Origin of the sequence: Nocardioides sp. NBC_00368 (assembly GCF_036090055.1) — a bacterium.
Lineage (GTDB): Bacteria > Actinomycetota > Actinomycetes > Propionibacteriales > Nocardioidaceae > Nocardioides.
Genome location: NZ_CP107970.1, coordinates 5,478,272 through 5,491,291, shown reverse-complemented (window position 1 = coordinate 5,491,291; position 13,020 = coordinate 5,478,272). Strand labels below are relative to the sequence as shown.

At 69.2% G+C, this 13,020-nt stretch carries 11 protein-coding genes; 1 reads left to right on the top strand and 10 read right to left on the bottom strand.

The window, feature by feature from the left end:
- Positions 1-40: 40 nt before the first annotated feature.
- The 8 genes from OG984_RS26270 to OG984_RS26235 all read right to left on the bottom strand — a co-directional run bounded on the left by OG984_RS26270 (position 41) and on the right by OG984_RS26235 (position 7,188).
- Entirely contained in the window at positions 41-1,000 is a 960-nt protein-coding gene (locus tag OG984_RS26270) for a DUF808 domain-containing protein (protein ID WP_328529047.1), read from the bottom strand.
- 107 nt (positions 1,001-1,107) lie between these two features.
- Complete coding sequence (locus OG984_RS26265) at positions 1,108-1,926, bottom strand: substrate-binding periplasmic protein (protein ID WP_328529046.1); 819 nt, start codon at positions 1,924-1,926, stop codon at positions 1,108-1,110.
- A gap of 120 nt (positions 1,927-2,046) precedes the next feature.
- Positions 2,047-2,859 carry a substrate-binding periplasmic protein gene (locus OG984_RS26260; protein WP_328529045.1) on the bottom strand — a complete coding sequence of 271 codons (813 nt, stop codon included), beginning with the start codon at positions 2,857-2,859 and terminating at the stop codon, positions 2,047-2,049.
- 254 nt (positions 2,860-3,113) lie between these two features.
- Positions 3,114-3,926 carry a substrate-binding periplasmic protein gene (locus OG984_RS26255; RefSeq protein WP_328529044.1) on the bottom strand — a complete coding sequence of 271 codons (813 nt, stop codon included), beginning with the start codon at positions 3,924-3,926 and terminating at the stop codon, positions 3,114-3,116.
- Between the two features lie 177 nt (positions 3,927-4,103).
- Positions 4,104-5,135 carry an SIS domain-containing protein gene (locus OG984_RS26250; protein ID WP_328529043.1) on the bottom strand — a complete coding sequence of 344 codons (1,032 nt, stop codon included), beginning with the start codon at positions 5,133-5,135 and terminating at the stop codon, positions 4,104-4,106.
- 7 nt (positions 5,136-5,142) lie between these two features.
- A complete protein-coding gene (locus tag OG984_RS26245) occupies positions 5,143-5,331 on the bottom strand; it encodes a Trm112 family protein (RefSeq protein ID WP_141795265.1) in 189 nt (62 codons plus the stop codon).
- The gene (locus tag OG984_RS26240) at positions 5,331-6,716 is read right to left on the bottom strand and encodes a phosphomannomutase/phosphoglucomutase (RefSeq protein ID WP_328529042.1); all 1,386 of its coding nucleotides are present in this window, start codon (positions 6,714-6,716) and stop codon (positions 5,331-5,333) included. The genes OG984_RS26245 and OG984_RS26240 overlap by 1 nt, the downstream gene beginning before the upstream one ends.
- A 19-nt stretch (positions 6,717-6,735) precedes the next feature.
- Positions 6,736-7,188 (bottom strand): DUF3499 domain-containing protein, encoded by a 453-nt coding sequence (locus tag OG984_RS26235; protein WP_442940928.1) that lies wholly within the window; start codon positions 7,186-7,188, stop codon positions 6,736-6,738.
- Here OG984_RS26235 and OG984_RS26230 point away from each other — a divergent pair.
- Positions 7,187-7,603, top strand: a complete 417-nt coding sequence (locus OG984_RS26230) for a metallopeptidase family protein (RefSeq protein WP_328529040.1) — start codon at positions 7,187-7,189, stop codon at positions 7,601-7,603. The two genes, OG984_RS26235 and OG984_RS26230, sit on opposite strands and share 2 nt — an antisense overlap.
- Positions 7,604-8,220: 617 nt before the next feature.
- On the opposite strand, the gene OG984_RS26225 is transcribed toward OG984_RS26230, so the two are convergent.
- The gene (locus OG984_RS26225; RefSeq protein WP_328529039.1) at positions 8,221-10,077 is read right to left on the bottom strand and encodes a DUF5719 family protein; all 1,857 of its coding nucleotides are present in this window, start codon (positions 10,075-10,077) and stop codon (positions 8,221-8,223) included.
- A complete protein-coding gene (locus OG984_RS26220; protein ID WP_328529038.1) occupies positions 10,074-12,980 on the bottom strand; it encodes a glycosyltransferase family 2 protein in 2,907 nt (968 codons plus the stop codon). The genes OG984_RS26225 and OG984_RS26220 overlap by 4 nt, the downstream gene beginning before the upstream one ends.
- Positions 12,981-13,020: the final 40 nt, after the last annotated feature.

Genomic DNA, 13,020 nt, shown 5'->3' with positions numbered 1-13,020 from the left:
GGTGCATGCTCCGAGGCTAACCCCCGGAGCCCCGGGAGGGTCAGTGCTTTTTCTTGAACGGCAGCAGGTGGACCACGCCGACCACGATGGCACCCACGATGAGGCCGACGACCGCGGAGAAGAAGGTGTTCACCAGCCAGCCGGCGGCCGCACCGACGGCACCGAGGGCATGGTGGACCTCTTCCTCGAGGTGGTGGACGCTGTCGTAGGGCCACGACCAGCCGGGGTGGCCGGCGGCGAGGCCGTTGACGTCGTGGAGACCGACCAGGATCAGGTGGCCACCGACCCAGAGCATCGCGACGGTGCCGACGATAGAGATCACGGTGAGCACCTTCGGCATGGCCGAGACCATGCCCAGGCCGAACCGCTGGGCGAAGGCGCCCGAGCGCTGGGAGAGCGAGAGCCCGACATCGTCCATCTTCACGATGAGGGCGACCACGCCGTAGACCACGATCGTGATCAGGAAGGCGACCGCGACCAGCGCGCCGAGGCGCATCCAGAAGCCTTGCTCGATGACCTCGTTGAGCGCGATCACCATGATCTCGGTGGAGAGGATCAGGTCGGTACGCACGGCACCGGCGATCATCGACTTCTCGGCCTCGGGGCCTTCCAGGACGACCGGCGTCTCGTGGGTCTCCGCGTGCGGCCGGACCCACTCCAGCACCTTCTCGACCCCCTCGAAGGCGAGGAAGGCGCCACCGACCATCAGGATCGGGGTGATCGCCCACGGCGCCCACTGGGCCAGGATCAGCGCGACCGGAAGAATGATCAGCAGCTTGTTGCGCAGCGAGCCGAGGGCGATCTTCTTGATGATCGGCACCTCGCGCTCGGCGGCGATGCCGTGCACGTACTGCGGCGTCACCGCGGTGTCGTCGATGACGACACCGGCGGCCTTGGCCGAGGCCTTGCCGGCCGCGGCGCCGACGTCGTCGACGGACGCAGCCGCCAGCTTGGCGATGGCGGCGACGTCGTCAAGAAGTGCGAAGAGTCCGGCGCTCATGCCGTCGCCTCCGTCGCGAAGGGCGAATAATACGGAGGCGACGGCCTGAGGCTTACTGTCGCTCGCTGACGCTCGCTCATGCTCGGAACCTTAGCGGGTGGGTCGAGCTACTCGACGCCCTGCTCCCGGAACAGCTCCGAGAGCGGGTACTCCCGGAAGTAGTCCGTCTTGATCCGCAGCCAGGTGCCGTCGACGATCATCTCGTCGATCGCGTCGTCGGCCTGGTCCTTGAGTCCGTCGCCGTTGCGGAAGACGAAGGCGATCGGGGCCTTGTCGGAGGGGTAGACGATCCGCTCCTCCATCGGGATCGGGGCGTTCTTGATCAGTCCGTCGGTGAACGGCGCGTCGTAGAAGAACGAGTCCGCCTTGCCCGAGGCGACGGCCTCGAGCGCGGCCGCCTCGTTCTTCCGCTTCACGATCTCGGCCTTGGGGAACCGCGCCTTGAGGATGCTCTCCTGCGCGGTGCCGTCCACGATGGCGACCCGGGTGCCGTTGACGTCCTTGAGCTTCTTGATCGGGGAGTTCTTCGGGGTGGTGAAGGACAGGTAGGTGACGAAGTAGGGGTGCGAGAAGTCGTAGGCCTCCTCGCGCTCCTCGGTCACGCTCACCTGGGACGCGATCATGTCGATCTCGCCCGCGTCCAGCGCGGTGAACAGGTCGGCGAAGTCCATCGCGATGAACTCGGGCTTGATGCCGAGGGACTTCGTGACGCCGAGGGCCATCTCGTAGTCGAAGCCCTTGGCCGCGGAACCTTCGTGGTAGTACACCGGCGCGCTGTCGAGCACACCGATCTTGAGGGCTCCGTCGTCGGCAGCGCTGCTGCGCCTGGCGGAGGACGGGCCGGTCGTCTCCACCGTGTTGGAGACCACGATCAGGATCACCAGAAGGGTGACCGCGCCCGCAAGGATGAACTTCAGGGATTTCATACGACGTCCTGGTTTGGGGGAGGGGTGCGCCGAGACACGCGGTCCGGGGCGAGCCGGGCCAGCGGGCATCGTAGGCTACTGGACTTCAGGCGCCCCAAAGCGGGGCGAGCGGCGTCAGGCTCAGGCGCCCTTGTCCTTGAAGACCTCCGAGAGCGGGTACTCCTTGAAGTACTCCTTCTTGATCTTCAGCCACTCCCCGTCGAGGATCATCTGCTCGAGGACCTCGTCGATCTGGTCCTTGCGCTTGTCACCCTTCTGCATGACGAAGCCGATCGGAGCGTCGTCCGCCGGGTAGACGATCGCCTCCTTCAACGGGATCGGCGCGCGGTTGATGATCGGCGCGGTGTAGGGAGCGTCGTAGAAGAACGCGTCCGCCTTGCCGTCCTGGATCGCCTTGACCGCGGAGTCCTCGTCCTTGGCCTTGACGACATTGACGTTCTCGTACTGCTCGTCGAGGTAGCGCTCGTGGATGGTGCCCTCGACGACCGCGATGTTCTTGCCGTTGATGTCGTCGCGCGTCTTGATCGTCGAGCCCTCCGGGGTGAGGAAGGACAGGTAGGTCACGAAGTACGGTGCCGTGAAGTCGAAGTCCTGCTTCCGCTCCGCGGTCTCGGTGACCTGGGCGCCGATCATGTCGATGTCACCGGCCTCGAGCGCGGTGAAGAGGTCACTGAAATCCATGACGACGAACTCCGGCTTGGCGCCCATGCCTTCGGCGACACCGAGCGCCATCTCGTAGTCGAAGCCCTTGGTCACGCCGTCGACCTTGTAGTACGCCGGTTCGGTGCCGTCGACGCCGATCCGCAGGGTGCCACCAGCCGCGGCGCTCTCCTGCTCGGTGGCCTTCGGGGCCGGGTCGGCGAAATAGCCACCGATGACCAGGACCCCCAAGAGGGCCAGGGCGCCGGCGACGACAAGCTTGATGTGATTCATGCGAAAGTCCTGTTTTTTCCGGGATGGTGGGGCATGCCCGTCACGTCGGCGCCGAGAATCAAGACGTGCTGGCCACGAGTGGCCGGACGATGTTGCATCAAACACCTGTCCAGTCCCCCACGTCCAGGTTTTCGATGATCATCGTTACGTTCCGTGTCTGAACCTTCACCGTAGCCCGTGACACAGATCACGCGCATCGTTCACCAAATCGGTCGTTCTGTGATCTAACGGAATCAAACGCAGGATCGTGCGCCTCAGACGCCCTTCTCCCGGAAGAGCTCGGAGAGCGGATCCTCCTCGAAGTAGTCCGTCTTGATCTTCATCCACTCCCCGCTGAGGACCATGTCCTCGATGACCCCGTCGATCTGTTCCTTGCGCTCGTCGCCCTCCCGGACGACGAACCCGATCGGAGCATCCTCGGCCTGGTAGACGATCGGCTCGGTCAACGGGATGGGCGCTCCCTTGATGATCGACTCGGCGTACGGAGCGCCGTAGAAGAACGCATCGGCCTCACCACTCCGCATCGACGTGACCGCGGCCGCCGCGTCCGGGGTTCTGACGATGTCGACGTTCTCGTACTGCTCCCGGAGGTAACGCTCGTGGACGGTGCCATCGACGACCGCGATGCTCTTGCCGTCGACGTCGTCGCGGCTCCGGATGGCCGAGCCCTTCGGCGCGAGGAAGGACACGTACGTCACGAAGTAAGGAGCACTGAAGTCGAACTCCCGCTCCCCCTCCTCGGTCTTGGTGACCTGGGCGCCGATCATGTCGATCTTGCCCGCCCGAAGGGCCGGGTGGAGCTCGTTGAACTCCATCTCCACGAACTCCGCCTCGGCACCCATGCCGTCCGCAACACTGCGCGCCATCTGGTAGTCGAAGCCCTTGGTCACGCCGTCGACCTTGTAGTAGGCGGGCTCGGCACTGTCGACGCCGATCCGGAGGGTGCCGCCGACCGTGGCGCTCGCCTTGTCACTCGCGGTCGGGGCGGGATCGGAGAGCCGGCCGCTGACGACGATGGCGCCCAGGAGCGCCAGGGCACCGGCAACGACGAACTTGGTCTGGTTCATGGGAGGGGGATCCTGTTCCAGGGAGGGGGATGCGGCCTTGATGTGACCGATTTGTTGCCAAATAAAACAACGGCCCACTCTCCCGCGTCCAGGGATCTCACATGATGACGACGCTCCGCCAACCGACCTGACCGCAAGACATGACGCAGATCACAGGGATCTGTCCGTCATGCGGAATTAAACATCGTTAACCAAACCCAAACGAAGATACTCCGCGGAGTATGTTCCCTGGAGCAGCAGGGACGCGTATCGGGCGACCTCTGTGCTCGCGTTCGCCTCGACGACCTCCACCCGTACGCCACGCGCGTCTGCAGCCTCTGTGAGGGAGCGTCGCTGCTCGACCATGATCGGATCGGTCGCTCCGTCGTCGAGGATGACCAGGACGGGACGTGCGGACGGCTGCTCCTCGGCGAAGGGGTCGTCGAAGACGTTGCGCGGCCGGGCCGCCTCGAGGACCGGGAGCAGGTCATCGGCGTCGCCGGCGATCGCACCACGACCACTGGCGCGGCGCAGGCCCTCCGCGACCCGGCGGGCGGCACGGGCGGCCAGGACGGAACCGCCCCACACGACCGGAAGCGAGTCGGCCAGCGAGATCGCCAGGATCTTGCCCGGATTGACGGAGATGTCGCGATGCGGTGAGCAGGCGGTGGCGACGTCGTCGAGCGCATCGGCCACCTTGTCCGCGTCGGCCTCCGGTCCGAGACCGACCGAGTTGAGATAGGTGAGCATCAGGATCGCCATCGCGAGCGTGTCGCCGCCCTCGACCGGGAGCAGGGTGCTGTCCCGACCCTCGGCGTGCTGGGCGACCAGCGACTTCTCCGGCGCGGCCACCACCAGCTGGGCTCCACGGCGGACCGCCTCGGCGGCGGCCGAGGCCTCCCCCGGGTCGGCCCCGGTCGGCGCCAGCACGACCACGAGGTCGAGACTCCCGGCCCAGCCCGGCAGGCCCGGAGCCGGCCAGGCGACGAAGGGCACCGGGCAGTACGGCTCGAGGACGGCGCGCAGGAGGCGCGAGTCGGGACCCGCGGCGACGACGGCCCGGGGTCGGCCGGACTCTGCCGCGCGGCGCACGGCCTCCTGCAACGGCTCTGCGGCCCCCGCAGCCTCGCGGCGGACCCGGGCTCCGGACTCGGCCAGCGAACGCAGCAGCAGGTCGATCCCGGCCAGCGCCCGCTCGTCGTCCAGCCTCGACTCGTCGAACCAGGTCATCGTTGCCTCACTCGCTCTTGGTCGGTCGGGCCTCGTCGATGAGCAGGACGGGGATGCCGTCGCGTACGGGATAGGCCAGGCCGCACTCCCCCTGGCAGACCAGCTCGCTGTCAGCCTCGACGGGCAGCAGGTCGCCGTGGCACTGCGGGCAGACGATGATCTCGAGCAGCTTCTCGCTCAGGCCTAGGGCGCTCATCAGTCGGATTCCTTTCGAATGATCGCGAGCGCCTCGTCGCGCACGCGCTCCATGGTGAGTGTGTCCTTGCCCTCCGCGTTGAGCCGCAGCAGCGGCTCGGTGTTGGAGGCGCGGACGTTGAAGGACCAGTCGGCGTGGGAGAGGGTCAGACCGTCGAGCTTGTCGACGGTGACACCGTCACGCCCGGCGTACGCCCTCTCGATCTCGGCCACGGTGGCGGCCTGGTCGGGGACGGTGGAGTTGATCTCCCCGCTCATCGGGTAGCGGGCGTACGCAGCCAGCAGCTCGCTCAGCGGCTGATCGGTCTCGGCGAGGGCGCCGAGGACGTGCAGCGCGGCGAGCATGCCGGAGTCGGCGCGCCAGAAGTCGCGGAAGTAGAAGTGACCGCTGTGCTCGCCACCGAAGGCGGCGCCGGACTCGGCCATCACGGCCTTGATGTAGGAGTGGCCGACCCGGGTGCGCACCGGCGTGCCGCCGAGCTCGGTGACGATCTCGGGGACGGCGCGGGAGGTGATCAGGTTGTGGATGATCGTCGCGCCCGGCTCCTGGGCGAGGGCACGCTCGGCGATCAGAGCGGTGATCGCGCTCGGGCTGACCACCTCGCCCCGCTCGTCGACCAGGAAGCAGCGGTCGGCGTCTCCGTCGAAGGCCAGGCCGGCGTCGGCACCGGTCTCGCGCACCTTGGCCTGCAGGTCGACCAACGTGGTCGAGTCGAGCGGGTTGGCCTCGTGGTTGGGGAAGGTGCCGTCGAGCTCGAAGTACATCGGGATCAGCTCGACCGCCTCCTCACCCAGGCGGCCGAAGACCGCGGGCGCGGTGTGGCCCGCCATGCCGTTGCCGGCGTCGGCGACGATCGTGAGCCGGCGACCCTTGACCGGGGCCAGGGAGAGCAGATGGGCGGCGTACGCCTCGAGCACGTCGGTCTCGCTGATGCTGCCGGCGACCTCGGCGACCGGGGCCGCTCCGGAGATGACCAGGTCGCGGATCTCGTCGAGCCCGCTCTCGGCGCCGACCGGGACCGCGTTGGCCCGGCACAGCTTGATGCCGTTGTACTGCGCCGGGTTGTGGCTGGCGGTGAACATCGCGCCCGGCAGGCCGAGGTGGCCGGAGGCGAAGTAGAGCTCATCGGTCGAGGCCAGCCCGATCATCGTGACGTCGGCACCGGCCTCGGTCGCACCCTCGGCGAAGGCTCCGGAGAGCGCCGGCGAGCTGGGGCGCATGTCGTGGCCGACGACGATCTCGCCGCCGCGGGCGCCGACGACGTGCACGAAGGCCCGCCCGGCGAGTCGGGCGAGATTCTCGTCGATCTGGTCAGGGACGGTGCCACGGACGTCGTACGCCTTGAACACGGCGTTGGCGACGTCGGGGTCGACTCTCTCCGGCATGTCCGGAACTCTAGTCGTCCTACTCGGACGTCAGCACGCGGAGGTGGCCGCGACGGGTGCCCCCGGAGCGGGGCTGGCCGTCGTCCGGTCCGGACCCGTTGGTCTCGTCCTGTCCGGTGGTGCCGGCCGGTCCTCGCGGGGCGGGAGCCGGCGGCCGGGCGGCCTCACGGACGGCGTCGGCCAGCGCGAGCAGGTCATCGCCCTTGGGCTGCGGGTCGACGGGCTCACGGGCCAGCCGGACGACCTCCCAGCCCCTGGGCGCGGAGAGGCGCTCGGCATGCTCCTCGCACAGGTCGTAGGCGTGCGGCTCGGCATAGGTGGCCAGCGGGCCGAGAACGGCCGTCTGGTCGGCGTACACATAGGTGAGCGTGCAGACGGCTTGGCGCTGGCAGGCGGTACGCGAACAACGACGAGCAGTCACGAGTGAACCGTACTCCCCTGACGCCAGCCGCGCAGTTAGGCTCGCGTACATGACCAGGCACAGGGATCGACACGGCCGTGGACGACGCGGGCCGATCGCCGTCCCGCCGGACCCGAAGGTGCCGGTCCTGCGCACCCGGCGCGAGCGCTTCGACGACATCGCGCTCGCGATCGTCACCGAGATCGACGGTCGCTGGCAGTCACGGCTCGGCCTGATCGAGTACGCCGTCGAGGAGTCGCCCGACATCCCCAAGGACTGGACCGTCGACGACCACATCCCGCTCGGGTCGCTGGAGCGCGGCGCCGGCGCAGACCCGGCGCGCCTGGTGATCTACCGGCGGCCGATCGAGCACCGCTGCCACACGCGCTCCGAGGTCGAGGCGATGGTGCTCATGGTCGTGGTGGAGCAGGTCGCCGACCTGCTCGGGATCGACGCCGAGGATGTCGATCCTCGCTATCAGCCCTGAGGGCGCGGGCGAGTCGGCGTCTCGCTACCGGCGCTTCGGTACTGAGATTTTGGGGCTGGTCTGGGCCGCCGACCCTGTCCTCGAGTATTTCTCGACCTGCCCCGGAGTCAAGGACGGCCTGCGGCCGCCGGCTGACGCCGGTCGCCTTCGGCGATCCTTGACACCGGACCACGTCGAGAAAGATTTGGCTGGCTATCAGGGGCGGCGGCCCCAGTGTGGCCGGGAGACAGTCGCCCTCGGGAGGTAGACGCCCCACGGTGAACGAAAATTCGTTCACCCCACCAACCCGCCCAACCTCCTCCAGGTGAAAGAAAGTCTTCTTTCACGGACTCAGCCACCCTGGGCGGCGTGGCAACAGCAGTGAACGAAAATTCGTTCACTCCAGATCCCAAGCCCCTGCCCAACCCACATCTCCGCGCCACACCCCTGCCGCCGGCCCGATAACCAGCCAAAATTCTCAGCGACGGCCGGTGTCAAGGACCGCGAAGCGGCCGGCGTCAGCCGGCGGCCGCAGGCCGTCCTTGACTCCGGACGCCGCTGAGAACACCCTCCGTAACGGGTCGGCGGCAAACACCAACCACAAAACGCAGAGGCCATTGCGCCCTGAAAAGAAGGACTCAGGGCTTCAACGGCAACGGCAACCCAGGCGCAACCCCGGCGGTGCGTACCTCCGAGCGCAGCGGACGGAACGGGACGACCGCATCGCCCTCCCCGCTCATCACCACGGCGGCATTGACCTCGACACCCTCGGGGACGAGCTGGATCAGCGCCGCCTCCGCGGGCACGTCGATCTCGGCACCCAGCCCGGAACCGACCTCGACGGACTTGGCCTTGAGCGCCTTGCCCTTCGCGGTCATCGGGACGATCTTGACGGTGCCGCTGCTCCCCGTCTTGGCGACCGGGCCGGCGATCACGACCCGCTTCTTGCCGACGCCGGGGCCGGCCGGGACGACCACCGCGGTCGCCTTCGAGATGGTCTCGGTGGCGGTGGTGATCGCGACGTCGCCGCGGTCGACCGAGCGCATCGCGGTGGTGACCGGTCCGGTGGCGACGATCTCGACGCCGTAGGCGTCGTCGGCGCTGTCCTTGCCGAGCAGCTTGGTCAGGTCGACCTGCGCCTGTCCGTTGGGCGGCACGCTGATCTCCGGAGCGCCCTCCGGGGTGAGCACGTTCTTCGGCGTGAGCAGGCGCAGCTCGGCGCTGACCTGGGCGTCACCCGGGTTGACGACGGTGAGCGTGCGGCTCGCGGAGTTGTTGGGGTAGCCGACCAGCAGGTTGGTCTCGGCCGGTGTCGACTGCCCCGGGAAGTAGTCCTCCTTCGTGGCCCCTGTCTCGAGCGCGACGGCGCGGTCACGCACCATCACGCCGGCCTGGCCGCGTACGACCGTGGTCTTCAGGGACAGCTCGCCCTTGCGCGGGATGACGTGCAGCAGGTCGAAGGTGCGGGTGGTGTTGCCGGGGATCGCGACGCCGCGCAGGTCCTCGGGGACCGCCACCACGCCCTTCTCGTCGTAGAGCGAGATGTCGACGGTGGCCGCGCCGCTGTTGGGGTTGGTGAGCTCGAGGACCGAGTTGTGGGTGGCGCCGGCGCCGACGCCGGGGAACCATGCCTCGGCCTGCGGGGCGACGCAGCCGGTCGCCGCGAGCGGCTTGGCCGTCGAGCGTCCGGCGACCAGGCCAGGGGCGACCTCCTTGCCCGCCTTGACCACGACCGAGCCGGGCTTGACGGATGCGGTGGTCACCTTGCCCGATGCCGCGACGGTCTGGGCACCCTTGCCCGCGCCCGGGCCGCCGAGCGAGACCTCTCCGGAGCCGTCGGCCGCGTTGGTGACCGAGAGCTGGTCCTGACCCGACTTCGGCTTGCCGGGACACACCACGGTGGCGGCCTTGGGCGCGCTGCTGTCGGCGGCGAGCGTCGGCTGCTCCCACTGGTGGGGCCGGTTGAGCAGCAGCGCCACGGCCATCGCGCCGATCAGGCCAAGTGCCACCAGAGCGGTGTTGTCGAGGCGGCGACCACGCTGCCTGCGTACGCGACGCAGCCGGGGTCGCGCAGCGGCCGCTGCCGCAGCGGCAGCCGCCATCCGACCGCCCTTGGCGCGCTCCGGCTCAGGCTCCGGCTCCCCCGTCCGCATCTCGTCGGCGGTCGGCCAGTCCTCGAACTCCGGCTCGAAGGCACCCTGGAACTCACCCGTCTGATAGGCGCCGGTCTGATAAGAGCCGGTCTGATAGTCACCGGTCTGATATTCGCCCTCGTACGCCGGCGGGTAGCCCGTCTGGGCGAGCATCTGTCCCGTCTCCGGGCCGGGCACGTAGGGCTCCTGGGCGTAGAGCTGCTCCGGGGTGTAGCCCTCCGGAGCCGGCTGACCCGCAGCGTAGGGATCGGCGTAGGGGTCCAGCATCCACGGCTCCTGGCCGTAGACGTCGTCGGCCTGCGGCTCGTTCGAGCGGTCGTAGGGGTCACGTGAATGGCTCATGCCGACTCCCTCCTCTGGATCAGCGTCGGCAGGCACAGGACCAGGACCACGAACAGCCCGATCCCGGCCAGGACCAACAGGATCGTACGGATGATGGACTGCGACTCGGTCACGCCCGGGTCGCTCGGCTCGGAGTCGAGCAGCCAGGCACGCGTCGAGCGCTCGACGGTGCTCGCCTGGGTCACCGAGCCGGAGGCGTCGATCCCCTCGGCGACCGAGGAGTCGGCCGGACCGGGCATCACGATGTAGGCCACACCCTGGGCGGCCAGGTCACCGATCACCGCGTCGTCGGGGTCGGCGGCGAGACGGCGTACGACCCCGGTGAGCTCGTCGGCGCCACCGGCGACCTGCGCGATCTCGTCCTCACCGAGGGTGATCCCGTCGTTGCGCAGGACGGCGTAGCGGATGCCCTCGTCGACCGAGCCGCGCAGCACGAGGACGCCGTCCTCGGGTCCGAGCGTGGTCGAGGTCGGGTCGAGCATGTAGGACGGCACGCCCGTGTGGCCGAGCGCACGGGTGTTGTCGGTGAGGTCGCCGGAACCGGCGTAGACGAACCAGCCGAGGCTGCCGACGACGGCCACCCCGGCGACCGCGGCCGCCGCGCCGACCATGACCTTCCGCAGTCCGCTCAGGCCGTCGAGGATGGCGCCCTGGGCCCCGAGCACGGCAGCCACCACGGCGAAGCCCTGGATCGCGACCAGCGGGAAACCCCAGCCGACCCGGGCGATGCCGGCGTCGAGCTGGACCGGGATCCAGGACAGCAGCATCGTGACGACGGCCGTCGCGACCGCACCGATCCAGCAGACCAGGACCGGGATGCGGGTGCGGCTGGGGATCAGTGCGAGCACCGCCAGCAGCGGCAGCGCCAGGCCCAGCCACCACGGAGCGCCGAGGTCGGCGCCGTCGAGCCCGGTCAGACGGCCCACGAGCAGGTCGAAGCCGCCGGCGGCAGGGGCCGGCAGCCGGCCCGGGTCGAGCAGCAGCCCGGCCCAGCCGCCGGAGAAGATCAACGGCAGCCACCACGGGATCAGCAGGGCGACCGGCGTCGCGATGGCCGCGGTCGGCGGGCCCCACTGGTCGCGGTCGCGGAGCACGGCGGGCATCAGCCGGCGTACGGCGATGAAGATGACGGCCGCGAAGACCGCCGCGACGAGGAAGGCCATCGGCGCGAACGCGGTGATGATGGTCAGCAGCAGACCGGTGCGCCAGCCGGCCCGCCAGCGGCGGTCGGCGACGGGGTCGCTGAACCCGAGCGCGGCGTGGGCCAGCCAGGGCAGCAGCGCGCCGACCACGACCGCACCGATCCGGCCGTCGCCGAAGGCACCGCTGACGTAGGGAACCAGCGCGTAGGCCGTCGCACCCCACAGCAGCAGCCAGCGCGGGGCGCCGAGGTGGCTGATCAGCCGGCCCGCGACCCGCAGCAGCCGCCAGGCGCCGCCGAGCGCGATCGGGAAGCTGAGCAGCATCACGGCGGCGACCGCCAGGCTCGGCTTGCCACCGAGGAACGTGGCGAGCACAGCCAGCGGGAAGACGTGCGGCGGAGCGGGCACACCGGTGCCCTGCGAGATCGCGTGCCAGGACTGGAACTGCAGCTGCCACCAGTCGCCCACGTTCTGGGGTGTGGGACCGAGGCCGCTGCCGGCCACGCCGCCGAGCGCCGCGCGAGCCCCGATCACGCCGAGGATGCCGACGAGGACCAGGAGCACCGCGACCGGGTTGGTGAACAGACGCACCAGCCAGCCGGTCTCGGCCGGGATCTCGTCCTCCTCCAGCTGGGCCCGCTCGGCCTGCCGCTTGGCGGCGAACGAAGCGGGATCGGCCTCGGCCTGCGCCATCTGGCGTCGCTCGGCGATGTCGGAGGCCTGCAGGGTGACCGCGGTGGCGACGTCGGAGACGAAGTCGAGGCCGTGCCGGTAGGGCAGCCACGGCGGAGGCAGCAGGGCCTTGACGGTGTCCTTGTCGGCGTGCGCCTGCTTCCGGCGGCGCCGCTTGGCAAGCATGATCTGGCCGGTGTGGCCATAGATCCAGCCCAGCGCGGCCAGGTCGTCGAGGGCCGCCCCGGGGTCACGGACGAGGACGAAGCCGAGCATCCGCCACAAGGTCTGGAAGAAGAACCTGACCATCCACAGCGCCAGGGTGCCCGGGCGGCCGTTGACGAGCAGGGTGTAGAGCGCGGCTCGTCGCTCCTGGTAGTGGATCCGTCGTCCGGTCAGCTGCGTCTTGCGTACGCCGCGGTGGGCCGCCTCTACGTGGAAGACGACCGCGTCCGGCACGGCGATGGTCGTGAAGCCGGCGTTGGCGGCCCGCCAGCCGAGGTCCATGTCGGTGCCGAGGACCGGGAGGTGCTTGTCGAAGCCGCCGAGATATTCGAGGACCTCGCGGCGGATCAGCATGCCGGCGGTGTTGACGGCCAGGACGCGGCGCACCTCGTCGTGCTGGCCCTGGTCGTACTCGCCGCGCTCCAGGCCGGTCTCGCGGTTTCCGGTGACGGAGATCGAGACGCCGAGCTCGAGCATCCGGCGCAGCGAGGGCCACTCCCGGATCTTGGGGCCGAGGATGTCGGCCTCCGGGTATTCCTCGGCGGCGTTGAGCAGCGTGGCCAGCGCGTGCGGATCGGGGGTGGAGTCGTCGTGGAGGAACCAGATCCACTCCGGCGGCTGCGCCGCCTGGTGCAGGATCGCCAGCGCCTCGTTCGCCGCGTCGGCGAAGGTCGTCGACGCGGGCATCTGGACGACCTGGGCGAAGGTCTCCTCGAGAATCTCGACCGACCTGTCGGTCGAGCCGGTGTCGATCGTGACGGCAAAGCTCACCGGAGCCTGCTGGTTCCGGATCCCGTCGATGACGGTGGGAAGCCAGCCGGCGCCGTTATGAGAGACGAGGACGAGGGCGACCGACGCTTGCACGATCGGCAACCCTAGTGCCCATCTGGTGATAGACCGAATG